A 25,385-nucleotide genomic window follows, 5' to 3' on the forward strand; every position below is an offset into this window, starting at 1 on the left:
CCCAAAACGTGGGCAGATCCTCATCTCTGCGGCCGGGACCGTAGGGCGGACTGTGGAGTACAAAGGGGAACCCTCTTACTTCCAAGATTCAAATATTGTCTGGCTGGATACTGACGAGTCCCTTGTCGACAACAAGTTCCTCATGTATGTCTTTGATAGCTTTCCATGGAAAGGCATGGAAGGAACAACGATCAATAGGCTCTACAATGATCTAATCCTTAGTACAGAGATTCTTCTACCTCCTCTGCATGAGCAACGTGTGATTGCTGGGGTGTTGTCTGGGTTTGATGAGCACTTGGCGAACCTGGATGAACTGATTGTGAAGAAGAAGGCGATCCGCGACGGAGCATTGGATCAGCTGATTACAGGTGATACTCGCATCTCTGATTCAAGAGATCCTTGGGTGCAAATCAGCTTCGGTGATTCCATCACGCCAAAAGCCAGGATAGGTTGGCAAGGTCTAAAAGCGGAAGAATACCTCCCTATGGGATATAGCTACCTTATAGGTGGCACAGATTTTCGTTCGGGGACTATTTCACTCGATAAAATCAGCTTTGTTGACCGGGAACGGTTTGAGTTAGACCCTTTTATCCAAGTCGAATCTGGTGACGTTTTAGTTACCAAGGATGGCACAATTGGCAAAGTAGCTCTCGTCCCTGAACTGGATAAGCCCGCCACATTAAACAGTGGTGTTTTCGTTTTCAGGCCAAATGAAAATCTTAGACGCGATTACCTTTATTGGGTACTTTCATCTTCAGTTTTTACAGATTTTATTGAGGCTCTGTCTGCAGGATCGACCATTAAGCATCTTTACCAGAAGGATCTTAAAGAGTTCAGTTTTAAGATTCCGTCTTCTCTAACTGAGCAGCGGATGATCGCAGAATCACTCTTCAGTATGGACGAGGAGATTAGCGTGCTAAAAGCAGAACGGTCGAAGATTGAGGCGCTTAAACTGGGTGCAATGGATGACTTGTTGACTGGGCGGGTGCGCCTGCCTGTTGAGGAGGAAGCGGCATGAGCGTCGTAGTGAGTAGCGAGTTTCATACGCAGAAGCGACTGATCAAGGATTGCCTGATCAACGAGCTGGGCTACGAATACCTTGGGAACTTGCATGATCAGTCAAATAAGCCTGTTGACGAAGAACGTCTAGAGCGCTACCTGTACAGTCGGGGTTATCCGAGGCTTGCTGTAGTTAAGGCCATCAAGGAGCTGAAGGATCTGACTGAGGATCGGGTCTCTTCGCTCTACGAGCTGAACAAGAAGATTTATTCGCTCCTGCGCTACGGCATCACCTATCGCGAGTCCGGGCAAAAGGATAAGCGGCTTCACTACATCGACTGGCAACAACCCGAGCTCAATCACTTCGCCGTCGCCGAAGAGGTCACGGTTCGTTACACGACTGGTAAGAAGTCTAAACGACCTGACATCGTGTTGTATGTGAACGGGATTGCTCTTGGTACGTTCGAGTTGAAGAAGTCTTGCGTGGAGGCTTCCCAAGGCATTCGCCAGCTGATCACGAACCAAAAACCTGAGTATATTTCTGGGTTCTTCACCACTCAGCAGCTTTTGTTTGCCGGTAATGAGGCTCAGGGTCTCTTCTACGGAACCATCGAAACACCTGAGAAGTTCTATCTCCAGTGGCGTGAGGATCCCAAGGCCTTGGACGAAACGTCCATTGAGGTATGCCGTCTACACGACCAGGCCAAGAATCCCTTGCAACATGGCGTTATCTCGTTGTGCGAGAAGCGCCGTCTGCTTCAGATCATCCACGACTTCATCATTTTCGATGCTGGAATCAAGAAGGTTCCCCGCCCCAATCAGTTCTTTGCTAACCTAGCAACTCGTCCCTTCATCGAGCGCGCTGAAGGCGGCATCATTTGGAACACACAGGGTTCGGGAAAATCGCTGATCATGGCCTGGCTGGCCAAGTGGATCATCGAACGCATTGACGATTCTCGCGTTGTGATCATCACTGACCGCGATGAGCTGGACAAACAGATCCAGGACTTGTTCTTTGACGTCGGAGAGAAGATTCGCCGCGCTACTAGTGGCGCAGATCTGCGGGAGATCCTGAATAAGTCAGAGGATAGGGTGGTGTGCTCTCTGATCCACAAGTACGGCCACAGTGCTGGCAAGAACTCGGACATTGAGGCATATCGGCGAGAGCTGCTGGATAGTCTGCCGTCGGATTACCAGGCGAAGGGCCACATCGTCGCGTTCATAGATGAGGCACACCGCACCAATTCAGGGAAGCTACACGAGGCAGTTCGGCAGCTCATGCCCGGCGCGACACTTATCGGTTTTACGGGCACGCCACTGTTGAAGCGAGACAAAAAGACCACTTTAGAGGTCTTCGGCCCTTATATTCATACCTACAAGTTCAACGAAGGTGTTGCTGACGGAGTTATTCTTGATCTGCGCTATGAGGCACGTGACGTTGATCAAGAGCTGTCCAATGAAGCAAAGGTTGACCAGTGGTTCGACAGTCGCACTGCTGGACTGACCGAGACGGCAAAAGACAAGCTGAAGGCCTCGTGGTCAACACTGAACAAGCTCTATTCGTCAAAAGAGCGCCTGCAGAAGATAGTTTCCGACGTCATCTTCGACATGCAGACCAAGCCGCGCCTTAAACAAGATCGTGGCACCGCCATGCTCGTCGCGGGCAGCATCTACCAAGCATGCCGCTACTGGGAGCTTTTCCAGATGAGCGGCTTCAAGCGTTGCGCTGTCGTTACCTCGTATGAGCCGACCGACGCATCTGTTCGCACATCTGCGACTGATCCAAATCAGGAAAGCGAGGACGAGTACAAAAAGCGTATCTATGAGCGCATGCTTGATGGCAAATCAGTCAAGGACTTCGAGGACGAGGCAAAGCGCCTGTTTAAGGACGAGCCCGCTCGGATGAAGTTGTTGATTGTTGTCGACAAGCTGCTTACTGGTTTTGATGCGCCTAGCGCTACCTACTTGTACATTGACAAGTCAATGCGGGATCACGACCTTTTCCAGGCGATCTGTCGCGTGAATCGTCCTGATGACCCGTCCAAGGACTATGGCTACATCGTGGACTACAAGGACTTGTTCCGTTCCGTGCAGTCCGCGTTTGCTGACTATACGAGCGAAGCGTTCGATGGTTTTGCCCCCGAAGATGTGGAAGGGCTGATCAAGCAGCGTGCTCTTGAGGCGAAAGCCAAGATGGAAGGTGCGCGGGACTCGCTGCGCCAGCTTCTATCTGAAGTTCCTGCTCCGCGTGACGATGCTGCGCACATTCAGTTCTTCTGTGAGCCACCTGCTGCCGAGGACGAAGCGGACGCTGATTCTCGTAAACGCAATACCTTCTATGGCCTGGTCTCGGCTCTGACACGTTCTTTCTCTGATTGTGCAGACCGGCTCGTTGAAGACTTCGATTACACGTCACAGGACGTCGAGCAGATTCGGGCGGATGTGCATAACTACAACCAGTTGAAAGATGCTGTCATGTTGGCTGCCCAAGACTGGATCGACCTGCGTAGTTATCAAGAAGACATGCGCTTCATCTTGGACACGTACGTGACCGCGCAAGACAGCACGCTCGTCTCTAAGCTGGACGACACCCCGTTAGTCGAATTGCTGCTGAACAATGCCTCGACCACTCCGGTTGACCAAATCTTGAGCACTGTCACCGGGGACGACAATGCCAAAGCAGAGATCATTGATGCGAACTTGACCAGCGAGATCATTCGCAAAATGCCAATGAACCAGACCTATTACGGCAAAATGTCTGAGCTGTTGAAGAAGATCATTGGCGAGCGTCGCCTTGGCGCTCTGTCGTATGCCGAATACCTGCGTCAAGTTACTGAGCTTGCTCGGCGCATTCATAATCCGGAAGAAACTGAGAACTACCCAAAGCAGATCCGGGACACTCAAGCAGGCCGAGCGATGTATGACTTCGTCGGTGAACAGGACGCACTGCGTGAAGCTGACTTAGGTGACCTTGCATTTGACCTGCATTATGGAATCATCGAATCTCTCGAAACTGGCTGGTTGGCAAACAGGCAAAAACAGCAGCGCATTAAGCGTGCTATTGCCGACACTTTGAGGGAATATGGGTGCCCAGCGGATCAGATCGACAATCTTGTCGACCAGGTCTACGAGATGGCAACTAGGCAGGAAGAGTATTTCGATGACTAAAGAGGAGCTTCAAATCGGGAATGTTCCTGTGACGGTGCTTCGCAAACAAAACCTGAAGAACGTGTATTTGCGTATCCTTCCTCCGGATGGTCAGGTTACTGTCAGCGCACCGTCTTATGTGACTAACGCAGAGCTTTCTAACTTTCTTTTATCAAAGCTACCCGACATTTATGTGCGTCAAGAACGGATGCGTTCACAGCCTCGGCAATCAGAACGAACCTATGTCTCGGGCGAAGCTCACTACCTCTGGGGCAAGCCCTACCGACTGCAAGTGGTCTACGAAGGAACACGTACATCGGTCACGAAGCAGGCTAACAAGCTGGTGATGAAGGTTCCAGACGGTTACACGGTCGAGCAACGTGAGCGCGTCATGACGGAGTGGTACCGGGGAGAGCTTCGTCGGGTGCTTCAGTCTGCTACTCGGCGTTGTGTGCAGATTACTGGAATCGAGGCTGACGATTTTCGGATCAAGAACATGAAAACGCGTTGGGGAACCTGCAATATTCCGCAACGCCGCATCTGGGTTAACCTCCAATTGGTGAAGAAGCCACCTGAATGTCTCGATTACGTGCTCATCCACGAATTGATCCACTTGGTTGAGCCAAACCACACGCACCGGTTTCACGAATTGGTGGAAAAGTACTGCCCGAACTGGCGAGAAGCCGACAAGGCGTTGAAGGAGATGCCCTTGGACTACATCAATGAAGGAGAAACATCAGTTGCCAACAACGACGCGTAGTCGCTCTGATGTATTTGACATTAACCCACGAACCGGCGCTTTGATTCTGGGCAAGAACCGGTTAGACGACTATGCCGAAAAGTATCTCTCCGAGCATTACCCACCCGCCCTCGAAACGCCGATGGCTATCCCAGTGGATGAACTTGTCGAAGAAAGTGGTCTGCGGATAGAAAAGGCTTGCTTATCTGCGAGCTCAGATGTGTTTGCCTGCTGTGTACTTGTTGACGGTGAGGTCACCACCTATGAGCCCACCACCGGTGAGTACACTCAGACGTTTTACCCGGCAGGTACTATTGTGATTGATCCCCAGTCAGAGTGGTCGATGGGTGAAGGAGCGCGACGTAACGCTCTCATGCACGAGATCCTGCACTGGGAGAAGGATCGCACATTCTTCCAAATCCACCACGCGCGACTCCCTAGTGTCGATGAAGGCATGGAGCCGATGAAATCTCGGGTGTCCACGACATTTTTCGAGCCTTCGGAAAAGTCTAGGCGAAAGGAAACCGAGCTGCAGTGGCTCGAGTGGCAGGCTCACCGCCTAGCGCCACGAGTCCTCATGCCTAAGCCCACGTTCACCAAGGCGGCCACCGACATCTTGGACTCCTCTCCTGAGGTGAATTGTGGAGCCTTCTTGGATCAACTTGCTGACCTCTTCCAGGTCTCCCGCTCTGCGGTGAAATACCGACTCCTCGAAGTGGGGCTAAAGAACCGCATCTCGAAACTTCCCGAGTATGACCTGGTCTACAGATTCATGGGCGAAGGTACAGAGGACTTCATAGCAATCACCCACACTGAAGCTGCCGTCCTGCTCAGTCAAAATCCCCGCTTACGCCAATGGGTACAAGCAGGCGACTACATATTTGTTGAAGGCTACTTTGTTAGAAACGCCACCAAATATGTGCGTATCGATACCCGTGGCGCTTACCGGCTTAAGCCAGCTGCGAAGAAGAGCCCCAAGAAAGCTTTCTTGCGCATCCGATCGGTCACAACCAAAGACTATGTCGGTCTCGATAAAGATCTCGACTCCCTGTTCCACTTAGAACACCGACACGGGGTCGACAAGCGCATCATCTATATCGATCCCACCCACCAGGCAACACCTGACGATCATGACAATGAGAAAGTCTACGCAGCAGCAGCCAAGACAATGAGTGCCGCGTTTGAAGAAGCTGGCAAGCTTGGTGACATCATTAGCAACCGCCGCGCGTCTCTCTGCCAAGTCATTGCTGATCTCCTTGAGTATCGAGGTATCCGTTACCCGCAGACTTTCACGGAACGTACCGGCCTCTACGACGCGCTGTTCAACAAGATTCAGCACGACAAACTGACCACGATGAAGCGAGAGACGCTCATGGCGATCGCTGTTGGCCTAGGCTTGAATGCCCACGCCACCACCAAACTAATGGAAAAGTCGGGAATCCACCTGAACCGGGACATTTCCCCAGACAACGTCTATCTATTCATGCTTGAGCGCTTCCCAGGTATCTCGATTCACGAGGCTAACGGCATCCTAGAGGCCCACGGTCTTGACTTACTCGGAAGCAAATCCCGCACCAACTAAAACTCGAAAACTCCGAAAGTCAGAATAACGCCCCGAAAGGGGCTTTTTTCATGCCCTAACACTCCACACAAACCGTCTGAACAGGCAATTTAGTCTGACTTGCCAAGTCAGGATATACCTCTCAAAAGCAAGCATCCTCAGTTACATGAGTAGTTCACCAAGGGTTCGCGCACCGCCTCAACGCACTCTTCTTGCTCTTGATATCCGAAAAAAGTGGATGTCAAGGAAGACGGATGAGTTCGGACGTACTGCGGTGGCCAACGCAGCCGAATCACCTCATGGGAACCCACCTCGCACGTGGGACACCCTCCAGGACTTGTGCATTCCTGGTTGTAAGCACACCTACTTTTCGCTAGTGGGACCTGTTCGGTAAGCGCTCGACGGGTCACCTGACCGCCCCTTAGCTGGGCTGGTCGGGTGGCTCGTTTTGTTTTCGCTTAACCGCCACAGATTCCCACCCACCGACAGGTCTCCATACCTCGGCGTCATGCCGAAGAAATGGAGACGAGACCGTGAAGGTCGTACTCAAGTTTGAAGTAAATACGTTTAAGAACGAGTGTCAGGTTGCGAATTTTGATGTTGATGCTGGTGATTTCGCGGTGATGATTGATACTGACCGTCGCCGACGAGCCCAAGAAAAGGGGTTGCCACTCAACGAGGTTGCGCCCCGCAGTGCGCAGGAGATTTGCGATGAGTTGTGGCGGGCAGAGGAATCGGTTGCCCACGGTGCGAAGCGTGGCGATCGAGGCAAAGGTCGCAAGAGGTGTACCTGTGGTCATGGCTGCAAGAAACGTCAGGGCTGCAGAGCACCGGAATCGTTTCCGGAGTCTTTCGATACTGCGATGGAAGAAAACCGTGATGGAAAAGCTGCCTCATGCTCTGCTGAGAACCAAATGTTTCTAGAGCACGCCGATGCTTATTCCCAAGTTTTACTTGATGCCCTGAGGGTGGCGCGTGAGCACTTAACTGGTAAGCATCGCCAGGTCATTGACCTGATGCATCCAGATGATTACGGCCAAAAGCCCGGCACAGAAACCTCTGACTCCTATGTTTGCAAGCCAGTCTCTCAAGCTGACGTGGCTCGTGCGCTTGGTCTTACTCGAGCCCGGGTTTCCCAGCTTTATAAAGAGGCTCTCGCGATGCTTCGCAAGGCGCTAGCGGAGAGCGGATTTAACACTTTGCACCCGGTCGGCAGTGAGTTAGAGGGAGATACCAATCAGGCGGCTCCCATAACTGAAAGGCAAGGTGATTAGCAATCATGACATCTCATGGCTTAAGACTTTCCATCGCTAATCGAATCCCGGCCGATCCGGGAATCGTTGGCACCAAAATCGTAAAAATACGCGAACGAATAGCACGGATTTTGTTTGGTGCTCCGCGCAGGATGATGATCATCGTCCCTGGCGACAGTGTTGACGAGATTAATATTCGTGAAAAACCCGATGACTCTTTGATGGCGTTAGCTGAAGCTGTCGGTGTGGTTAAAGGCGGTGAAGCGAAGTGAACATCACGCAAGCAAACAACGTTATTGCTGCTCTTAATCGTGTTGCCGAGCTGGTTACTAGCCTAGCGGCTGATGTGGAATCGGCTGCCTGGCAAGGCATCGAGGATCATGCCGGCATGCCAGGTACGCGGCCTATTGCTGCTGCCCAGCTCGCTCAGCCATCCCTTGAGGCTGCAGCAGCTGAACATAACCAGGCGCAAGCAGAGGATTCGGCTCAGGTTGAAACTCCAGATTTGGCGCTTTCACTTGAGGATGTACGCGCGGTTCTTTCTGATCTTTCCGGTCAAGGACTGACCAAGCAGGTGCGTCAGCTGATTGTGGATGCGGGGGCTGATCGTCTCTCGGAAGTAGATCCAGCTAATTATGGGTGGTTGCTTACGCGGGCGAAGGGACTTGCTGATGCCTGAGCAACATGCCCTCTTATCGGCTTCTGGTGCGCACCGGTGGCTGAATTGTCCGCCATCAGCCCTAGTGGAGGTGGGCTTGCCGGATTCTACTTCGGCTGCTGCCGAACAAGGCACCATCGCTCACGCGCTGGCGGAGTGGAAGCTACGCCGCGCCCTAAACCTTTCACCAACCATGAAACCAGAGTCCACCTGGATTGACAGTGAAATGGAGACTCTCACCGACGATTATCTTGCTTTCGTGCAAGAGCGCCTGCGTGAGGCGCGCAAGACGTGCAAGGATCCGGTTGCGCTCGTCGAGCAGCGTTTGGATTTCTCTCATCTGGTGCCTGGCGGGTTTGGTACCGGGGACTGCGTGCTTATTGCCGAGCCTTTGTTGCAGATTATTGATTTCAAGTACGGGCAAGGCGTACTGGTTGAGGCTGAGAAGAATCCGCAGCTCTCGCTGTATGCCATCGGTGCGCTTCATGCTTTCGATGCTCTTTACGAGATTGAAGAGGTTGCGGTGACGATCTTCCAGCCCAGACGCTCCAACGTAGCGACCTGGCATGTCAGCGTAGCTGATCTTCAAACCTGGGCTGAAGAGGTTGTGCGCCCTACAGCGAAGCTGGCTGCGAAAGGCGAAGGCTCTTTTGTTGCAGGTAGCTGGTGTCGGTTCTGCAAAATAGCCCCTACCTGCCGCACGAGAGCCGAAAAGAATCTGGAGTTAGCCAAACTCGAGTTCGCTCCCCCACCCCAACTCTCTGATGCGGAGATTGCCCAGGTACTCGCGAAACTACCTGAGCTAAAGAAATGGGCATCCGATGTAGAGTCCTACGCACTGTCCCTTGCGGTCAATCAAGGCAAGACCTGGGCCGGTTTCAAACTCGTCGAAGGCAGAAGTATCCGCAAATACGTCGACGAGATAAAAGTCGTGGAGACAGCCCAGGCTGCCGGGATTAACGACATTTTTGAGCGCAAGCTCAAGACGATTACGGCGTTGGAGAAACAGTTGGGTAAGCGGCGCTTTGGCGAACTCCTTGGAGATTTGGTTATCAAGCCGCCCGGTAAACCTGCACTGGTGCCTGAAACCGATAAACGACCCGCGCTAGCACTCAGCGCGGCTGAAGAATTTCAAAAAATTGAAACCAAGAAAAATACAGAAAGTAGGTAAATAACCATGTCAGTAAAGAATCCAACTCGAGTCATCACCGGCGAAGTACGTCTTTCGTACGCGAATCTTTTCGAGGCGAAATCCATCCAAGGATCCAAACCGAAATATTCGGTAAGCCTGATTATCCCGAAGTCTGACAAAGTGACGTTGGCGAAGATTGAGGCCGCTATCGATGCAGCCATTGAAGCAGGCATAGCCAAGTTCGGGGGTAAACGTCCTAATAAGGCTGCGCTGAAGTTACCGTTGCGTGACGGGGATACAGAGCGCGATGACGAAGCTTACGCGAACTCGATGTTTGTTAACGCTAACTCCACTACCCCACCTCAAGTGGTAGACGAGTCGCTCTCCCCAATCTTGGATCGCTCCCAGGTCTACTCCGGGTGTTACGCCCGCGCGAGTATTACTTTCTATGCCTTCAACACCAATGGCAATAAGGGAATCGCCTGCGGACTGGGGAATGTCCAAAAGATTAGGGATGGTGAACCGCTCGGTGGCGGACATGTCAGCGCTGAGGAAGACTTCGCTGCGTTTTCCACTGCTAACGAGGACTTCCTTAACTAGCTGGTAAGTACATATTAGTGGTGGGCAGTAGCTGTATGGTTGCTGCCCACCACACCTGATTTTGAAGGATAAAACCTTGAAATATCTAAGTATTGATCTGGAAACTTACAGCCCCCTTAATCTCTCCAAGACTGGGGTCTACCCCTATGCTGCTCACCCAGACTTTGAGATTCTGTTGTTTGGTTATGCCGTAGATGATGGCCCAGTGCAGGTGGTTGACCTGGCGAGCGGAGAAAAACTACCCGATGAGATAGTTGCCGCTCTGGTGGATCCTGGTGTGGTTAAGTGGGCGTTCAACGCGTCCTTCGAACGCATCTGCCTCTCATCTTGGTTACACCGCTACCACCCAGAACTATTACCTGAAGGCAGTTTCCTGGATCCTGCTCAGTGGCGCTGCTCCATGGTATGGGCTGCATATCTTGGGATGCCAATGAGCCTAGACCAAGTAGCTCGCGTCCTTGACTTGCCGGTGAAGAAAGACGCGGCCGGTAAGAAACTAATCAAGCAGTTCTGCACGCCAGCGACCCCAAACCTGATTAACAAGGGCGCGCGGCGTAATCTACCGTCCTTAGATCCGGAAGGCTGGAAGGCATTCAAGGAATATAACCGCCGCGACGTGGAAGTAGAACAAGCCATCCACACCCGCCTGGCAAAGTTTCCCGTACCGGATGAGGAGTGGAAAGCCTATGCCCTGGATCAGCGCATTAACGATGCTGGGATCAAGCTCGATACGACCCTCGTGGATGCCGCCGTTACCCTCGATGCAAAACACCGCAATGCCACTTTGGCTCGTGCCCAAGAGCTGACTGGTTTGGAGAATCCGAATAGCCCGATACAGCTTAAAGACTGGCTGACCCAAAACGGTTGCCCTCTCGATTCGCTTACGAAAGCTGAAGTGGCAACCGCCCTCGAGGACGCTACTGGGGTAGTTAAAGAAATACTTCAGCTGCGCGGGGATCTCGCAAAATCTTCCGTCAAGAAGTATCAGGCCATGCAAAACGTGGCAGGCACCGATGACAGGGCGCGTGGGCTACTGCAGTTTTATGGAGCAGGACGTACCGGACGTTTTGCAGGCAGGTTAGTTCAAGTGCAGAATCTACCTCGCAATTATCTGCCTGACCTCGATGAAGCTCGTACCCTTGTAAGGACCGGGAATCTTGAGGCGCTGGAGTTGCTCTACGATTCGGTACCAGACACGCTCTCTCAGTTGATTCGCACCGCCTTCATACCCACCTCGGGTAACCGTTTTATTGTCTCCGACTACAGCGCTATTGAGGCCCGCGTGATTGCCTGGCTCGCAGGTGAGAAATCTACCCTCGAGGCGTTCCGTGATGGCAAGGATCTATATTGCGAGACTGCTAGTCGCATGTTCAAAGTTCCAGTTGAAAAACACGGGCCAAACGGCGAGCTACGACAAAAAGGCAAAATAGCGGTACTGGCTTGCGGATACGGCGGCTCCGTCGGTGCACTTAAAGCAATGGGCGCGCTGCGCATGGGGCTGGCCGAGGACGAGCTCAAACCCATCGTGGACGCTTGGCGCGCAGCTAACCCCCATATCGTCTGGTTGTGGCAAGAAGTAGAAGACGCAGCACTCAAAGCCATCACCACTAGACAGCCTGTTCGGCTTGGTAATCTCACCTTCACGCTCGAATCGGGCATCTTGTTCATCACCTTGCCGTCCGGTAGAAGGTTGGCATACGTGAAACCAGGTTTGGGTCAAAACCGGTTCGGTGGCACCTCCATCACCTACTGGGGAATCAACAGCGGACGCAAGTGGGGACGCCTGGAAACCTATGGCGGCAAACTCACAGAGAATATCGTTCAAGCCATAGCCCGCGACCTACTCGTCAACGGTATGAAAAACATTGCTGAATCCGGCCGCCAGATTGTGATGCATGTTCACGACGAAATCGTCATCGACGAGCCTCTAGATTCCGGCTTCACGGTAAAAGACGCCTGCCAGCTGATGTCACGCCTGCCAGGTTGGGCTAAAGGTTTGCCCTTGACCGCAGACGGATACGAGTGCGCCTACTACCGCAAAGACTAGACGGTTTGGGTTGCCCAGAGAGGATTTTCTTGCCAGTTATCGGGCATGCCAAGGTGGCTTATCGGTAGCGGCTTAGCCTGGGGGTACTTTTCAAGGAGTTTAGGAAGACGAGTTGTGTTCCCTAGGTCTAGGCGAACGAGAAGATACTGAATCAAAGTTAACTGCCCGAAAGTGCGGTTTACCACGCCTGCAATCATGTCCAGTTCGGTATGGCGGCCTTTTCTAGGTAACCGGGGCTTGATGGTGTAAACCCTGTTAAACATGCGCGCGTGATGGGCTGAATAATTACGCAAAATATTTAGCGCCTTCAACCACGAACCGAATTGGGCTGCAGTCAAATCTACGCGAGCCGCGATCGTGTCTCGCACACCGATGGGAGCTAACTGGTACAAGTAGGTCAGTGAACCCCAATCCATCACTTCTACAGCAGCCCAAATAGGAAGCTTGCCACCATACTTTTTATTGTGGTGAGCAACGAAGTCTTCGCGCGATGCACGTAGTTCTTTTTCGTAACGTGCCAGCCACTTTTGGTACCCGGCAGACGACCCCTCGCCGTCGGATGCTTGTGCTAGCGGCCCGAGAACATTTGGGTGTAGATGCGCGAAAGTGTCGATGCGACCGAGTTCGTGCCCAAGCATGGAGCGCACCGAAAGCTCTATCGGAGCAAGACAGGCAAACACAATCTCACGAAGCTTGCAGTCGAACATGTAGACGGCAGCTACATCATCCAAGGTCGTGCCAGCAACAAAACTATCAGCGCGTTTTCCAGGTGCTAACAGTTTGCGCCATGAATACCAATATCCCGAAAGACGATAGTAATTCACTTGTTCGAGTAGCCAGCACGCTTCAGAATCAGATTCGATTAGCATGCCGCGTTCACGCAGCAAAGCTATCTGCTCGCCATGCGTTTTGAACTGCTTAGCCAAAGGAGCATCTAGAGACTGTGGCATCACCAACTCCTACTCGGCCGTAGAAACAATGAGGACCGGCCCTGGACCCTCACGGGCGGAACCGGTCTTGATACCACCATTCTAAGCGAGAACAACGAAAATAACAACCAGTAAACATCTTGTGTCTGTAGCAAACCCAGCCCGTCTGCGACCAGTATTTCTCGAACGCAACCATAGAGCTGTTCCTAGATACTGCTGCGCCGTCGCGCGCTCTAGTTCACGCGCTTTGCTTATCAATATTTTTCACGCCCCTGATCAAGCCAATAGGTCAGGGATTGTTCCACGGGATAAACCCAGCATCGCTACAACGTATATGCCCTATTCGTTTCTGGTTCCGCTGCCCGTCGTGGCAGTTGCATGACAGCTTGATTTAACACTTTCGGGTTCGTCGGCAGTCGGGTAAGAGCCCTACTCTTTTCGCGCCGCCGGCGCATCTATTTTACCTACCTCGGGCTCTCAGGAAGGAGACCCCCATGGGTAAGCAACTACAAGTCTTTACCAGCAACCAGTTCGGCCAGATCCGCACTATCGAAAACTATGGCCAGTCATGGTTTGTCGCTGCCGATGTCTGCGCATCCCTAGAGCTTGCCAACCCCACTGTAACGGTAAGCCGTCTCGATAAGGATGAGAAGGCTAAGTTCAACTTAGGGTTATCCGGTGGACCTGCCTGGTGCGTTAACGAGCCAGGCTTGTACTCGCTGGTGCTGGCATGCCGAAAACCCCAAGCTCGGGCATTCAAGCGCTGGATCACCCACGAAGTGCTCCCGGCCATCCGCAAGCACGGCTTGTATGCGATTTCAGATGTTGCTGAAAACCCTGAAATGCTGCTGACTGCTTTGCAGGCTCTTATCGCCGAGAAAAAACGCGGGGAACAGCTAGAGGCACAAAATCTTGCCCAAGCCCAACTTCTCCTTGAGGCTAGCCCGAAGTTGTCGTACTACGAGAAAGTTCTGCGCGCTCCGGGTACGGTGGCGATTTCTAAGATTGCTAAAGACTACGGGATGAGCGCACGCCGCCTCAACAAGCTCCTTCATGATCTTGGTATCCAGTACAAGCAGGGCGACCAGTGGCTACTCTACCAAGAACATGCCGCTAACGGTTATACGAAGTCTGAGACCGGAACCAGTAAGGACGGTCACGTGTGGATGCATACCAAATGGACCCAAGCTGGACGGCTTTTCCTCTATGACCTGCTCAAAAACCGCTGCGGGATTCTGCCAGTCATTGAACGCGAAGGGCAGGTGGAAGCCTGATGAGCGCTACAACAGATCAAGTCGTTGGGCTCTCGCGCACAAATGCCCACGGTTATGCTGACCCGACCAGCTACAAGGCTTTGAAGAAGATCCAAGGAGCTGAATGCGAAGCTCGCCCGCTTACATATATCTGCTCTCCTTATTCCGGCAATGTCCGCCAGAACCAGGCTTTAGCGCGGGAGTTTTGCGCCTTCGCGATAGCCGCTGGACAGATCCCGCTAGCCTCACACCTGTTCTTCCCGCAGTTCATGGATGATACCGACCCTGATGAGCGAGAACTAGCCATGGCGTTTAACCGCGTACTTTTAAGCAAATGTGAGGCCATGTGGGTTTACACCGGCCACGTTAGCCGAGGTATGCGCGCCGAGATCGAGTGGGCCCGCGAACTTGAACTACCCATCCACTATTTCAACGCTGATTTCCAGGAGGTTACCTTTTGATGCATCCCTTCACGCTTTACGCCACTGACATGGCAGGCAAGCAAACCAACAGCCACTACCCTAACCGCCACGAGATCACCAGCAGACCCGACTTAGAAATGACGGTGCGCTTTGATCATGTCGCAGCCACCTACAAGAATAATCATCGCTCGAGCGCGAACTTCCTGGTTTCGGATTGCGTGGTGATGGATATCGACAACGACCACAGCGAAAACCCCGACGAATGGGTCACGCCCGAATCGTTGGGTGAGGTGATGGCAGGGGTCGAGTTTATGACCGCAACCTCCCGCAACCATATGAGAATCAAGGGCAGCGAGTCGGCTAGGCCGCGTTTCCATGTCTACTACCCCATAAACAAGATTAGCGACGCTAGCGAGTATGCAGGGATGAAGAAACACCTGGCTGCTCGTTTTGATTTCTTTGACCATAACGCACTCGACGCTGGCAGGTTCATCTACGGCAACCCCACCGCCGAAGTGCATGTTTTCGAGGGTGAACAGCTACTGGATGAATGGATCACGGCAGCTGATGAACAGGACATGTTTGCCGCCTTCGATGCCGCAACGATTGCTATCGGCGAGGGCTCGCGTAATGCCACGCTCTCTCGCTTCGCGGGCAAGGTCTTGATCCGCTACGGCAACACCGCCCAGGCAAGGGAGTTATTTGATCGTAAAGCCACCCTTTGTGACCCGCCACTACCAGATGCAGAGTTGGGCCTGATTTGGGATAGCGCCTGTAAGTTCGCTGCCAAGGTTGCCGCCGAGCCCGGTTATGTGCCGCCGGAGGTTTATGAGCAGCTGACCAGTCTGCGCCCTGATGATTTTACCGATGTTGGTCAGGCGATGATTCTTGCTGGTGAGTATGCTGACCGGATTTGTTATTCGCCTGCTACCGCGTGGATGGTCTACGACAAGGGTGTATGGGAGGAAAACGAGCCTAAAGCCCAGCATGTTGTCCAAGAACTCACCTCCCGGCAAATAGAACAAGCCCAAAAAGAACTGGATACAGCCACCCAGCAAGCAAGCCGGCTGGGAGTAACAGCAATGCTGGTAGCGATGAGCAAGACCAAAGCCCTCTCTGCATTCACCCGGGAGCAATCCCAGGTCTACCAGGAAATGATGGCAGCGCAAGAATGGTTAAAGTTCATATACAAGTGCCGCTCAGATCGCACAATCTTGGCGGTCATGCGCCAAGCACGCCCGTTAGCGTTGATTAACCCACAGGTGCTCGATGCCGACCCTTATCTGCTCAACACCCCAAGCGCCACCTTTGATCTGCGCGATACCTCCCGGCACGAACACAGCCCCGCTGACATGTTGACTAAACAAACTGCCCTTGACCCATCCGATGAGGGGATGCAGATATGGCTAGACAGCCTCGCCGTCACTTTCGGCGGGGACAAAGAGTTGATTGGGTATGTGCAAAGGGTATGCGGGCTAGCAGCAATCGGCAAAGTCCTCATCGAAGCCCTGATTATCGCCTACGGGGATGGAAACAACGGCAAATCCACTTTCTGGAATACCATCGCCCGCGTGTTGGGCTCATACGCGGAGACTATCTCCTCTGAAGTGCTGATCGCCGGTAAGAAAAACAACGCCAAACACGAGATGGCAGAAACCAGGGCTAGACGCTTATTGATAGCCGGCGAAAACGATGAAGGCGTGCGCCTATCAACCTCATCAACCAAACAATTAGCTTCGACTGACAAGATCGCCGCAGAGAAGAAATACAAAGACCCCTTCTCCTTCACCCCTTCCCACACCTTGGTTTTGTACACGAACCATCTACCGCGAGTGGGAGCTATGGATACCGGCATCTGGCGCAGATTAATTGTGATTCCATTCGAGCAAACCATCACCCCAAAACAGGACATCAAAAATTATGCCGACCATCTATACGCCAAAGCAGGCGGAGCAGTGCTGGCATGGATTATGGAAGGTGCTCGCTTAATCCACTCCGAGAACTACCACCTGGCCCCACCTAAACAAGTCGTTGCCGCATCGGAGGCATACCGGGCTGCTAACGACTGGTTCGCTCACTTCCTTGAGGACTGCTGCCAGGTAGGTCAAGGCCTATCAGAGCAGTCCAAGGATCTCTACGACGCGTACCGGTCTTGGGCAATAGGTAGGGGCGAGTATGTGCGCTCCACTAGCGATTTTTATGCCGCCGTCGATAAAAGCGGATATAAGCGGAGACGAACAGCTCGGGCACGATTCGTAGACGGGCTCGCCTTGATCAGCGAATTCGACCTGTAAGTGGCCAATAGTGACAGTCGTGTCAGTCGTTACTAGCCCTTTCTATAGGAAAATAAAAAATACAGTCCTATATAGGGTTTTAGGGACAGACCGACACGAGTGTCACAGATCTTATGAAAGACGTGACATGAAAGAAAAACACCTAGAAAACAAACTGAAGAAATCAGTCGAAAGCATCGGCGGGATCTGCTGGAAACTCGTCAGCCCCGGAGTCTCTGGCGTCCCAGATCGGATCTGTCTAAAGAGCGGACGAGTTGTTTTCGCTGAAGTAAAAGCACCAGGAGCCAAACCTAGACCAATCCAGAATCGCCGTATCAAGCAGCTGCAAAATCAAGGCTTCCAAGTCTTCGTAGTAGACAGCGTGGATGGGATTGCGGAGGTGGCAAATGCGCTACAAGCCGCATAACTACCAAACCCAGGCAACAAGTTTCATCATCAACCATGACGAAGCCACAGTGTTCTTAGGCATGGGTTTAGGAAAAAGCGTCATTGCGCTGACCGCGATCTGGCAGCTTGTCCTCGACTACTTCCTCGTACAACGAGTACTAGTAATCGCGCCACTGCGCGTGGCACGCGATACCTGGCCACAAGAAGCAGCCAAGTGGGATCACCTTACGGGGCTCACGTTGGCGGTAGCCGTCGGATCAAAACAAGACCGCCTTCACGCGTTAGCGAAATCTGCAATGGTAACGGTGATCAACCGGGAAAACATCCCCTGGCTGGTCGCCCACTACGGCGCGGCCTGGCCTTTCGACATGGTCGTCATTGACGAACTCTCCAGCTTCAAAAACCACCGTGCAAAGCGCTTCACCACGCTGGTGAAGATAAGGCCCTATGTAACCCGTTGGGTTGGGTTAACCGGAACCCCAGCCTCTAATGGCTTGATGGATCTATGGGCACAGTTCCGGCTCCTAGATGGCGGCACCAGACTGGGGCGCTATATCACCCGGTTTAGGGATCGCTGGTTCGTACCTGATAAACGGGCCGGCATGCAAGTGTTTACCTATAAACCGCGAGCAGGTGCTGAGGACGAGATCTATGAAGCGATCTCGGATATGACATTGTCGATGCGCACCACTGACCACCTCACTTTGCCTGAGCTGACGCTAACAACCACGAAGGTAAAACTCGCTAGCAAGGAGCGGGCAGTATATGAACGTCTAGAGCAGGATTTAGTGATTGAGCTAGACGGGCAAGTAGTGGATGCGGCTAACGCGGCAGTCCTATCTGGAAAACTTCTACAACTGGCAAGCGGGGCTATCTACGACGAAAACGGAGATGTCATTGCTGTTCATGGCGCGAAACTGGATGCACTCGAAGATTTGCTTGAGGCGGCGAACGGGCAAAACCTCCTCGTTGCCTACTGGTACAAACACGACCTGGAACGCATCATCGAGCGCTTCCCGCAAGCCCGGCCCCTAAAGACCGCTGAGGATATAGCGGCTTGGAACAATAGCGAGATCACTATCGGTTTGATTCACCCGGCCTCTGCCGGCCACGGCCTGAATCTACAAGCAGGCGGGCACCTATTGGTCTGGTTCTCCCTGACCTGGAGTCTGGAGCTGTATCAACAAACCAACGCCCGGCTTTACCGGCAAGGCCAAACCCAGCCAATAACGATCACTCACCTGGTCGCTGAAAAAACCCTCGATGAAGCAGTACTTACAGCCCTAGACGCCAAGAACCTCACCCAGAGCGCCTTGATCGAGGCAATCAAAACACAACTGGCAAACCACTCTAGATAAGGAAAAATCATGATGCATGTGATGACGAAATACTTAGATACCCGCAAGGCAGCAATCAGCGCCCTAGAGGACTACCCACTGATGGAACAAGCAGCCAGCCAAGACACGCAAGCTGAGGCAAACCAGCTACGCGAAGACCTAGCCAGCCCCACTAGCCCCAAAATCACTGGCATGCCCCGCTCACGAGACCCCCACGCTGGTGAACGCCGCATAGCTGCCACCCTCGACAAGATTGATCTGCTCGCCGCCCGCAGCCAACAAGCCCAAGAGTACCTGGACTGGTTCCTGCCCGCCTGGCAAGCACTCAACACCGATGACCAGTTCGTGTTGGAAAACTTCTTCCTCGGCCAAGGCAATCAAGACGAACGAGTCCAAATGATCGGTGACCACTTCTATATTGAACGAGACAGTGTCTACCGGCGAAAGAACCGAGCATTAGATCGCCTGGCAGTAGCACTGTATGGCAGACGCTAACTTGCACCCATGCGTTAGCAAGTATCCGAACCCTGCTATGGAAATCATTATTTAACCCTGAAATACTGTATGTAGTTGAAAATATAGGAACGAACCCTCCGGCAAACAGTTATCACTGCCCGGAGGGTTTCGTCTTATTAGGGAAAAGACCGGGGCTGCAAGGAGTTGCATTCAGGACATATTCACTGGGACTTAAGTGGTAACCTAACCGAGGGGTGCCAGGAGACATCCTGCCGCGCGGCACATGCTGCCCAACACGACAGGAGTTTTGTTTTGCTTGTAAAAACTGCCGTTTCTTTTATCCTTGCTAATTCTCTAACTTTCGTAGGAGCTGGAGCTATAAACGTTTCCGATAAAAACGCGGAACTGAGCCCTAGCACCCGCACTGCCACAGTAAACACTCTTTTCCTCGAACGTGACGACGAGATTTTATTGTATGTCGATCCTTTGACTGGTGCCTATCTTGGTGAATCTTTAGAAACGAAAGTAGAGACTAGAGTGGCCCCTATCATCGCTTGGATCGGGGCAATAGCTGTACGCCTTAGCGCGCATGCGATTAGACAGATGGCTGCTAGAGGAATATCTCAGGCTCTAGTAAAACAGGCCATAGCCCAAGGCGCTAGATCACATGCTAATAAAGGAGCATGGAAATACGTCATGGGCAAGGGGAAAAATAGAATCACAGTTATCGTAAGCAAAAGAACAGGCAAGGTTATTACCGTCACCAAAGGGTAGCTATAGCAGTAGGAGGCACTTGTGAAAATCACTTATGATCCTGAGGTGGATGCAGCATACCTGTACCTCAAAGATTCGATTGAAGCTGGTGAGGTAATGAAAACCGAGTGCTGCTATCCACAAGGATTAGAGTCTACTGTCGCAATCAATGCAGATTTCAATGCCAAGGGTACGCTTTTAGGACTTGAAATATTAGGAGCATCCGAGTGCCTACCAGAGGCTGTTTTAGCTGAGGCGCATCGCCTTGATCAGTGATAACGCCGTTAGGTTCATTAGCGAGTATCCGAACCCTGCGATGGAAAACCAGGTTCAGGCCTGAGATACTGTAAATGGATAGAAATATAAAAACCATGGGGAACCCTCAAAGCCGCTTAGGCCGCGAGGGTTTCACTATGTTCAGGCAGAAGGTGCGGTGGAGGGTATGCCTAACAAACCAAAACGTCCCTGCTCGGCGCCTGGCTGTCCCGAACTAACCCGCGAAAGGTTCTGCCCGCTCCACGCCAAGGAAACGGACAAGAACTACCGTAGGTTTCAACGTGACCCGAGAATCAACAAGCGTTATGGTGCGCGCTGGCGCCGGATTCGTGCCGCATACATCGCGCAGCATCCTTTGTGCGAAGACTGCCTGGACAAAGGAATGACCACCCCAGTGGCCGAAGTCCACCACGTCCTACCCTTAGACCATGGCGGCAGCCACGACTTTTCTAACCTGCGTAGCCTGTGCAAACCCTGCCACTCCAGGCAGAGCGCGTTAGACGGTGACAGATGGAGGCAAGCCCTTCAGGTCTACACCTACTAGATTTTTTGAAAAACGCGAAATAACCACTGGTACTTCCCCACCCTAAAAATATTGACCTTGTTCCCACGCCAAGTTACGGAACCATTCGAGGATTCGGTTAGGGGTTGGGGCCCTCGAATCTCTACAGCTTCGGGGAAGGTCAGCGGGCGGGGCCAACCGTACGCAAAAAGACCGAATCAAACAGGGTATTAACCTAGCTCCGGGCCTCGGCGAGTCCATCTCGAGTTCATATTGGGTTTTTATAGGATACAGATATGACTTCGGGCGGACAGATCATACCTAGCGCACACCAGTGGCTGAGCAAAGCATTAGAAACAATCGACGGAGACGTGCTTTTGACTAGCCCTTATCTGACTACAGGGGTGTGTCGTCTAATCGCGGATTCGCTCGCAAAGTCCCGATTCCATGGTGTCGTTATCACGACACTTGATCCGAGCGCGGTGGCTGGCGGTTATCTAATGATTCAAGGCCTTCGCGATCTCCTCGAAGCCGGTATTGAGGTACGAGAGGTAGACCGCCTACACGCTAAATGTTTCATCGTCGGATCTCAAGCCATGCTCGGCTCCGCGAATCTAACAAGACCAGGACTAGGACTGGCCGATAAAAGCAACCGTGAGCTAGGAGTAACTCTCGACGCTTCCGGCAGAGAAAAAGCCCATCAGGAGATTGTAAGTTGGCCCGCTAGAACTATCACTACTCACGACCTCGACGAACTGTTAGCAAAAGCCAAATCACTCTCGCGCCCCTCTAAGCCCGCAGACTCTGATTTAACACCTGAGCTTGCATCGCAACAAGCAGAACAGTTACTTATCGATGCGCGCGATCCTGACCGCAAGCTATGGCTGAAATTGGAATATGGAAAACCTGCTTTAGAGGGCTGGCGTAAACCGTCGTATTTCGCTAGCCCAAAGAAAGGCAAACCCAGCTTCAAACCCGGAGACCTGGTATTCATCTGCGCTAAAGATACTCAAGAGTGCTACGCGGTTGTTGAAGTCACCAGCGAACCAGAAGAGAAACCGGCAGACTACATCGCTGCCGTAGATCAAAGTAATCTCGAACGGTGGCCTTGGATTAATCGAACAAAGCCGCGCCTTGTTCCTGATCATCTAGTCAAACTCACCCGTGAGGAACTAGGTGTAAAAGGCGGAGGCCTTCAAAACGGTCATGTCAGCCTAAAGTTTGACCAATTCACCGCAGGAGTGCGCGCCCTCGCCAGACTAACCACAAAGTAGCACGACCCACGCCTACTAAGGAGGTTCCAGTGGCGAAAGACGGAACCAATCGCGGTGGGCGCCGCGTGAGGGCTGGCGCGAAACCTGACCCGCTCAACGAAAAACTCACTAAAGGTCTGCCCGCTACTCGCCTGGAAGATCCGCTAGCGACCCCTTTCGATTTCGAGGGCGCAGATGTTGGCGCGGGCGCGGTACTTGCTGGTGAGGTGATGCCCGAGCCTTCCGAGTATCTGTCAGAGGTTCAGCGCGATGGCAAACCCTTGGGTGCTGATTTGGTGTATCGGGAGACGTGGCGCTGGCTTGATGAACGTGGCTGCACCAGGTTTGTTTCTAAGCGTCTGATTGAGGCCTACGCCCAGGCTTTCGCCCGGTATGTGCAGTGTGAGCAAGCGATCTCCAAGTTCGGTTTGCTCGGCAAGCACCCAACCACGGGGGCTGCTATCGCTTCCCCGTTCGTTGCGATGAGCCAGTCTTTTGGTAAGCAAGCGAATGTGTATTGGTATGAGATTTTTGAGATTGTGCGGGCTAACTGCACTAGTGACTATTCGGGGCCGGCCCCGGGTGATGAGGTTATGGAGCAGTTGTTGAAAGCACGCTCGTAGATGCGTCCTACTTGTTTCCCGGGGCTATTTGGAGCCTTTTGTTTCGCTAAAGCCTGCCCCTAGCGCGATTCCAACTCCGGTGCCAATACCTACCCCTAAGGCAATATTATTCATAATGAACCCAAAGATAATGCCGGCCATCATCCCAGCAATCATCCCGTAAACCACGGCCCTACCATCGCCGCCGGAAGGCTCTGGCGGATTAGGTTTACTCGTTTCGTCTTGCACGTATTCCAGTGTAACACCTGACTCGGGTTCGCCTCTTTATCTTCGCTCCCCACTCCTGGCTGACATGGTGGGGAGTTTTTATTTCTTTTGATTTTTCTACTGAAAGGGCATTCCTATGACTATGGTTCGCAGCGCTGAAGCAGTGTGTATCGGTCACCCCGATAAACTGTGCGATTTAATTGCTGATCAGATTCTCGACGAAATTCTCTACGCCGATCCCAACGCCCGCGTCGCGGTAGAGGTCATGGCTACTGGGCGACGGATTATTGTCACTGGTGAAATCAGCACTAATGCTCGTGTGGACTTGCGTGATTGCGTACGCACAGCACTTACTGCAGCTGGCTATAAGCCGTGGAGATTTTTGGTGTACGTGTGGGTGCGGCGTCAATCTAGCGATATTAACGACGGGGTGACCACATCTTTAGAGGCTCGCCATGGCGATGAGTCCGCTTATTGTCTTCAGGGGGCTGGTGATCAAGGCACGGTCTACGGTTATGCCTGCACTGATACTCCTGAGCGTTTACCGTTGCCTCTTGTTTTAGCCCACGAGATTTGTAAGCGGCTAGATGATGCGCGCAAGCAAGGAACCATTACTGGGATCTTTTCGGATGGTAAAGCACAAGTTTCGGTGCGCTACGACGAGGTAGGCAAACCGCAAGCCGTAGAGACGGTGGTGGTTTCCGTCCAGCACGATAAATTCAAGGATTTCGAGGTGTTGCGCCGTGAAATAACTTCGCTGATTGTTGGCCCAGCATGCCAGCGGTATCTACCGGTAAGCCCGAACACGGTTGTGTTGATCAACCCGTCCGGGCGGTTCGTGGAAGGCGGCCCTAAAGCTGACACCGGCCTCACTGGTCGAAAACTTATGGTTGATACCTATGGCGGTTTTGCTGGGCATGGTGGTGGAGCGTTTTCCGGTAAGGATCCGTCGAAGGTTGACCGGTCGGGTGCTTATATGGCGCGGCTGATCGCGAAAACCGTGGTGGATGCGGATCTTGCATCCCGGTGCCAGGTGGCGATTAGTTACGCGATTGGCAAAGCCGACCCGGTTGCTTTCAGTGTGGACACGCTCGGCACCGGCCAATACACCGACCAGATCCTCACGGCTGCAGCTCAAGATGTGTTCAATCTTCGGCCAGCAGCAATCATCGACCAGTTTGGGCTGCGAGCACCCGGCTATGTGCGCTATTCGACGTATGGGCATTTCGGGGATTACACACGCAAGTGGGAAGACACCTGGACTACTAGCCGTGAGCTTGTTAAGGCGGTGAAAAATCATGCGCATCAAGCAAATAGCGCTAACTGATCTCACCCCAGCTGACTACAACCCCCGCAAAGACCTACAACCCGGGGACGCGGACTACGACAAACTCAAACGCTCGCTAAGTGAGTTTGGGTATGTGGAGCCAGTCATCTGGAACAAAACAACCGGAAATATTGTGGGTGGGCATCAGCGTCTGAAAGTACTCGCCGATCTGGGATACGAAACGGTGGACTGCGTGGTCGTCGAACTCGACGAAACCCGCGAAAAAGCCTTAAATGTTGCTCTAAACAAGATCAGTGGCGATTGGGATAATTCCAAACTCGCCCTACTCATAGCCGACCTGGATGCTTCCGATTTCGACGTTGAACTCACCGGTTTCGACGAATCCGAAATACAACAGTTAATAGGTTCTCTTGATAGCGACAGTATCGAAGACGATAACTTCGACCTGAACGCCGCCCTTGAAGCAGCAGCTTTCGTCGAAAAAGGCGATATCTGGAGGATTGGTAGGCATCGCCTGATGTGCGCGGACGCCACGAACCCGGCCGATGTCGAAACCTTGATGGATGGCAAACAGGCTAATCTGGTGGTCACAGACCCGCCTTACAACGTGGACTTCAAATCGAACAGCGGCCTGAAAATCGCAGGCGACAAACAAGACACAGACACCTTCTACCAGTTCCTACTAGCTGCATTCACCAACATGGCGGCATCCCTAGATAAGGGAGGGTCAGCCTATGTCTTCCACGCCGACACCGAAGGATTGAACTTCCGTCGCGCTTTTCAAGACGCTGGCTTCTACCTGTCGGGCTGTTGTATTTGGGTCAAAGACTCCCTCGTACTTGGCCGTTCCCCATACCAGTGGCAGCACGAACCAGTGCTGTATGGGTGGAAGAAAGACGGCTCTCACGCTTGGTATGCGAATCGCAAACAAACCACGGTGTGGAATTTCGCCAAGCCGAGGAAGAATTCCGATCACCCCACTTCCAAGCCACTAGACCTGTTGGCTTATCCGATTCGTAACTCCACCCAAACCAACGCAATCATCCTCGATACCTTTGCTGGGTCTGGTTCCACACTCATGGCTGCAGAAGCCACAGACCGCACTTGCTATTGCATGGAGCTGGATGAGAAATACGCTTCCGTGATTGTGCGCCGCTATGCCGAAGCAACCGGAGACGCAGCTGGGATCACCTGTACCCGTGGCGGCAAAGAATACGCCTACCTCGATTTGGTCAAAGAAGTCGAGCGCCCCAAGCAGAAAGGCTAACC

The 25,385-nt window shown here is 52.7% G+C and carries 25 protein-coding genes; 23 read left to right on the top strand and 2 right to left on the bottom strand.

Translation table 11 applies throughout. The features are described from left to right. The first annotated feature begins 52 nt into the window (after positions 1–52). The 10 genes from BQ5456_RS01220 (at position 53) to BQ5456_RS01265 (ending at position 12,136) form a co-directional block, all read left to right on the top strand. On the top strand, positions 53–1,018 hold the full coding sequence (locus tag BQ5456_RS01220) for a restriction endonuclease subunit S (RefSeq protein ID WP_235858505.1): 966 nt from the start codon (positions 53–55) through the stop codon (positions 1,016–1,018). Further along, complete coding sequence (locus tag BQ5456_RS01225) at positions 1,015–4,167, top strand: type I restriction endonuclease subunit R (protein WP_071128400.1); 3,153 nt, start codon at positions 1,015–1,017, stop codon at positions 4,165–4,167. Before BQ5456_RS01220 ends, BQ5456_RS01225 begins: the two co-directional genes overlap by 4 nt. Continuing rightward, positions 4,160–4,906, top strand: a complete 747-nt coding sequence (locus tag BQ5456_RS01230; protein WP_071128401.1) for a M48 family metallopeptidase — start codon at positions 4,160–4,162, stop codon at positions 4,904–4,906. Before BQ5456_RS01225 ends, BQ5456_RS01230 begins: the two co-directional genes overlap by 8 nt. After that, the gene (locus BQ5456_RS01235; RefSeq protein ID WP_071128402.1) at positions 4,869–6,467 is read left to right on the top strand and encodes an ImmA/IrrE family metallo-endopeptidase; all 1,599 of its coding nucleotides are present in this window, start codon (positions 4,869–4,871) and stop codon (positions 6,465–6,467) included. The genes BQ5456_RS01230 and BQ5456_RS01235 overlap by 38 nt, the downstream gene beginning before the upstream one ends. A 512-nt stretch (positions 6,468–6,979) precedes the next feature. Then, entirely contained in the window at positions 6,980–7,720 is a 741-nt protein-coding gene (locus BQ5456_RS01240) for a sigma factor-like helix-turn-helix DNA-binding protein (protein ID WP_071128403.1), read from the top strand. A 5-nt stretch (positions 7,721–7,725) separates the two neighbouring features. Beyond that, the gene (locus tag BQ5456_RS01245; RefSeq protein ID WP_071128404.1) at positions 7,726–7,971 is read left to right on the top strand and encodes a hypothetical protein; all 246 of its coding nucleotides are present in this window, start codon (positions 7,726–7,728) and stop codon (positions 7,969–7,971) included. Beyond that, a complete protein-coding gene (locus BQ5456_RS01250) occupies positions 7,968–8,378 on the top strand; it encodes a hypothetical protein (protein WP_071128405.1) in 411 nt (136 codons plus the stop codon). Before BQ5456_RS01245 ends, BQ5456_RS01250 begins: the two co-directional genes overlap by 4 nt. Then, positions 8,371–9,528, top strand: a complete 1,158-nt coding sequence (locus tag BQ5456_RS01255) for a DUF2800 domain-containing protein (RefSeq protein WP_071128406.1) — start codon at positions 8,371–8,373, stop codon at positions 9,526–9,528. Before BQ5456_RS01250 ends, BQ5456_RS01255 begins: the two co-directional genes overlap by 8 nt. Before the next feature lie 6 nt (positions 9,529–9,534). Then, positions 9,535–10,089 (top strand): DUF2815 family protein, encoded by a 555-nt coding sequence (locus BQ5456_RS01260; protein WP_071128407.1) that lies wholly within the window; start codon positions 9,535–9,537, stop codon positions 10,087–10,089. A gap of 76 nt (positions 10,090–10,165) precedes the next feature. Beyond that, positions 10,166–12,136: a DNA polymerase gene (locus tag BQ5456_RS01265; protein ID WP_071128408.1), complete on the top strand. Its 1,971-nt coding sequence runs from the start codon at positions 10,166–10,168 to the stop codon at positions 12,134–12,136. Here the strand turns inward: BQ5456_RS01265 and BQ5456_RS01270 are convergent. Beyond that, positions 12,133–13,086 carry an Abi family protein gene (locus tag BQ5456_RS01270; protein ID WP_071128409.1) on the bottom strand — a complete coding sequence of 318 codons (954 nt, stop codon included), beginning with the start codon at positions 13,084–13,086 and terminating at the stop codon, positions 12,133–12,135. The genes BQ5456_RS01265 and BQ5456_RS01270 overlap by 4 nt on opposite strands. Before the next feature lie 473 nt (positions 13,087–13,559). On the opposite strand from BQ5456_RS01270, the gene BQ5456_RS01275 reads away from it, so the two are divergent. The 11 genes from BQ5456_RS01275 to BQ5456_RS01320 all read left to right on the top strand — a co-directional run bounded on the left by BQ5456_RS01275 (position 13,560) and on the right by BQ5456_RS01320 (position 22,621). Continuing rightward, positions 13,560–14,339: a phage antirepressor gene (locus tag BQ5456_RS01275; protein ID WP_071128410.1), complete on the top strand. Its 780-nt coding sequence runs from the start codon at positions 13,560–13,562 to the stop codon at positions 14,337–14,339. Further along, positions 14,339–14,779, top strand: a complete 441-nt coding sequence (locus BQ5456_RS01280; RefSeq protein ID WP_071128411.1) for a DUF7768 domain-containing protein — start codon at positions 14,339–14,341, stop codon at positions 14,777–14,779. Before BQ5456_RS01275 ends, BQ5456_RS01280 begins: the two co-directional genes overlap by 1 nt. Then, complete coding sequence (locus tag BQ5456_RS01285) at positions 14,779–17,034, top strand: phage/plasmid primase, P4 family (RefSeq protein WP_071128412.1); 2,256 nt, start codon at positions 14,779–14,781, stop codon at positions 17,032–17,034. The genes BQ5456_RS01280 and BQ5456_RS01285 overlap by 1 nt, the downstream gene beginning before the upstream one ends. Before the next feature lie 19 nt (positions 17,035–17,053). Continuing rightward, positions 17,054–17,440, top strand: a complete 387-nt coding sequence (locus BQ5456_RS01290; protein ID WP_328585294.1) for a VRR-NUC domain-containing protein — start codon at positions 17,054–17,056, stop codon at positions 17,438–17,440. Further along, on the top strand, positions 17,421–18,779 hold the full coding sequence (locus tag BQ5456_RS01295) for a DEAD/DEAH box helicase (protein WP_071128414.1): 1,359 nt from the start codon (positions 17,421–17,423) through the stop codon (positions 18,777–18,779). Before BQ5456_RS01290 ends, BQ5456_RS01295 begins: the two co-directional genes overlap by 20 nt. Before the next feature lie 9 nt (positions 18,780–18,788). Continuing rightward, the gene (locus BQ5456_RS01300; protein WP_235858506.1) at positions 18,789–19,253 is read left to right on the top strand and encodes a hypothetical protein; all 465 of its coding nucleotides are present in this window, start codon (positions 18,789–18,791) and stop codon (positions 19,251–19,253) included. 273 nt (positions 19,254–19,526) lie between these two features. Further along, positions 19,527–19,988 (top strand): DUF4258 domain-containing protein, encoded by a 462-nt coding sequence (locus BQ5456_RS01305; protein ID WP_071128415.1) that lies wholly within the window; start codon positions 19,527–19,529, stop codon positions 19,986–19,988. A 21-nt stretch (positions 19,989–20,009) separates the two neighbouring features. After that, positions 20,010–20,243 (top strand): DUF2283 domain-containing protein, encoded by a 234-nt coding sequence (locus BQ5456_RS01310; RefSeq protein WP_071128416.1) that lies wholly within the window; start codon positions 20,010–20,012, stop codon positions 20,241–20,243. A 166-nt stretch (positions 20,244–20,409) separates the two neighbouring features. After that, positions 20,410–20,787: an HNH endonuclease gene (locus BQ5456_RS10055; RefSeq protein WP_083378491.1), complete on the top strand. Its 378-nt coding sequence runs from the start codon at positions 20,410–20,412 to the stop codon at positions 20,785–20,787. Between the two features lie 254 nt (positions 20,788–21,041). Then, entirely contained in the window at positions 21,042–22,019 is a 978-nt protein-coding gene (locus tag BQ5456_RS01315) for a phospholipase D-like domain-containing protein (protein ID WP_071128417.1), read from the top strand. 29 nt (positions 22,020–22,048) lie between these two features. Next, positions 22,049–22,621, top strand: a complete 573-nt coding sequence (locus tag BQ5456_RS01320) for a P27 family phage terminase small subunit (protein WP_071128418.1) — start codon at positions 22,049–22,051, stop codon at positions 22,619–22,621. 24 nt (positions 22,622–22,645) lie between these two features. Here BQ5456_RS01320 and BQ5456_RS01325 read toward each other — a convergent pair whose 3' ends face one another. After that, on the bottom strand, positions 22,646–22,849 hold the full coding sequence (locus BQ5456_RS01325) for a hypothetical protein (protein ID WP_235858507.1): 204 nt from the start codon (positions 22,847–22,849) through the stop codon (positions 22,646–22,648). A 115-nt stretch (positions 22,850–22,964) separates the two neighbouring features. On the opposite strand from BQ5456_RS01325, the gene metK reads away from it, so the two are divergent. Both metK and BQ5456_RS01335 read left to right on the top strand, forming a co-directional pair. Next, positions 22,965–24,155, top strand: a complete 1,191-nt coding sequence (metK, locus tag BQ5456_RS01330) for a methionine adenosyltransferase (RefSeq protein ID WP_071128420.1) — start codon at positions 22,965–22,967, stop codon at positions 24,153–24,155. Continuing rightward, positions 24,127–25,383, top strand: coding sequence for a site-specific DNA-methyltransferase (locus BQ5456_RS01335; RefSeq protein WP_071128421.1), 1,257 nt, complete (start codon positions 24,127–24,129; stop codon positions 25,381–25,383). Before metK ends, BQ5456_RS01335 begins: the two co-directional genes overlap by 29 nt. Positions 25,384–25,385 lie beyond the last annotated feature (2 nt).

This window comes from Varibaculum massiliense, assembly GCF_900106855.1.
Lineage (GTDB): Bacteria > Actinomycetota > Actinomycetes > Actinomycetales > Actinomycetaceae > Varibaculum > Varibaculum massiliense.

Bases quoted from the DNA above. Each gene is read 5' to 3' on its own strand.
- BQ5456_RS01255 (WP_071128406.1), top strand. From the start codon at position 8,371: ATGCCTGAGCAACATGCCCTCTTATCGGCTTCTGGTGCGCACCGGTGG.
- BQ5456_RS01295 (WP_071128414.1), top strand. From the start codon at position 17,421: ATGCGCTACAAGCCGCATAACTACCAAACCCAGGCAACAAGTTTCATC.
- BQ5456_RS01285 (WP_071128412.1), top strand. From the start codon at position 14,779: ATGCATCCCTTCACGCTTTACGCCACTGACATGGCAGGCAAGCAAACC.
- BQ5456_RS10055 (WP_083378491.1), top strand. From the start codon at position 20,410: ATGCCTAACAAACCAAAACGTCCCTGCTCGGCGCCTGGCTGTCCCGAA.
- BQ5456_RS01335 (WP_071128421.1), top strand. From the start codon at position 24,127: ATGCGCATCAAGCAAATAGCGCTAACTGATCTCACCCCAGCTGACTAC.
- BQ5456_RS01225 (WP_071128400.1), top strand. From the start codon at position 1,015: ATGAGCGTCGTAGTGAGTAGCGAGTTTCATACGCAGAAGCGACTGATC.
- BQ5456_RS01235 (WP_071128402.1), top strand. From the start codon at position 4,869: ATGAAGGAGAAACATCAGTTGCCAACAACGACGCGTAGTCGCTCTGAT.
- BQ5456_RS01275 (WP_071128410.1), top strand. From the start codon at position 13,560: ATGGGTAAGCAACTACAAGTCTTTACCAGCAACCAGTTCGGCCAGATC.
- BQ5456_RS01280 (WP_071128411.1), top strand. From the start codon at position 14,339: ATGAGCGCTACAACAGATCAAGTCGTTGGGCTCTCGCGCACAAATGCC.
- BQ5456_RS01245 (WP_071128404.1), top strand. From the start codon at position 7,726: ATGACATCTCATGGCTTAAGACTTTCCATCGCTAATCGAATCCCGGCC.
- BQ5456_RS01300 (WP_235858506.1), top strand. From the start codon at position 18,789: ATGATGCATGTGATGACGAAATACTTAGATACCCGCAAGGCAGCAATC.
- BQ5456_RS01315 (WP_071128417.1), top strand. From the start codon at position 21,042: ATGACTTCGGGCGGACAGATCATACCTAGCGCACACCAGTGGCTGAGC.
- BQ5456_RS01230 (WP_071128401.1), top strand. From the start codon at position 4,160: ATGACTAAAGAGGAGCTTCAAATCGGGAATGTTCCTGTGACGGTGCTT.
- BQ5456_RS01270 (WP_071128409.1), bottom strand. From the start codon at position 13,086: ATGCCACAGTCTCTAGATGCTCCTTTGGCTAAGCAGTTCAAAACGCAT.
- BQ5456_RS01260 (WP_071128407.1), top strand. From the start codon at position 9,535: ATGTCAGTAAAGAATCCAACTCGAGTCATCACCGGCGAAGTACGTCTT.
- metK (WP_071128420.1), top strand. From the start codon at position 22,965: ATGACTATGGTTCGCAGCGCTGAAGCAGTGTGTATCGGTCACCCCGAT.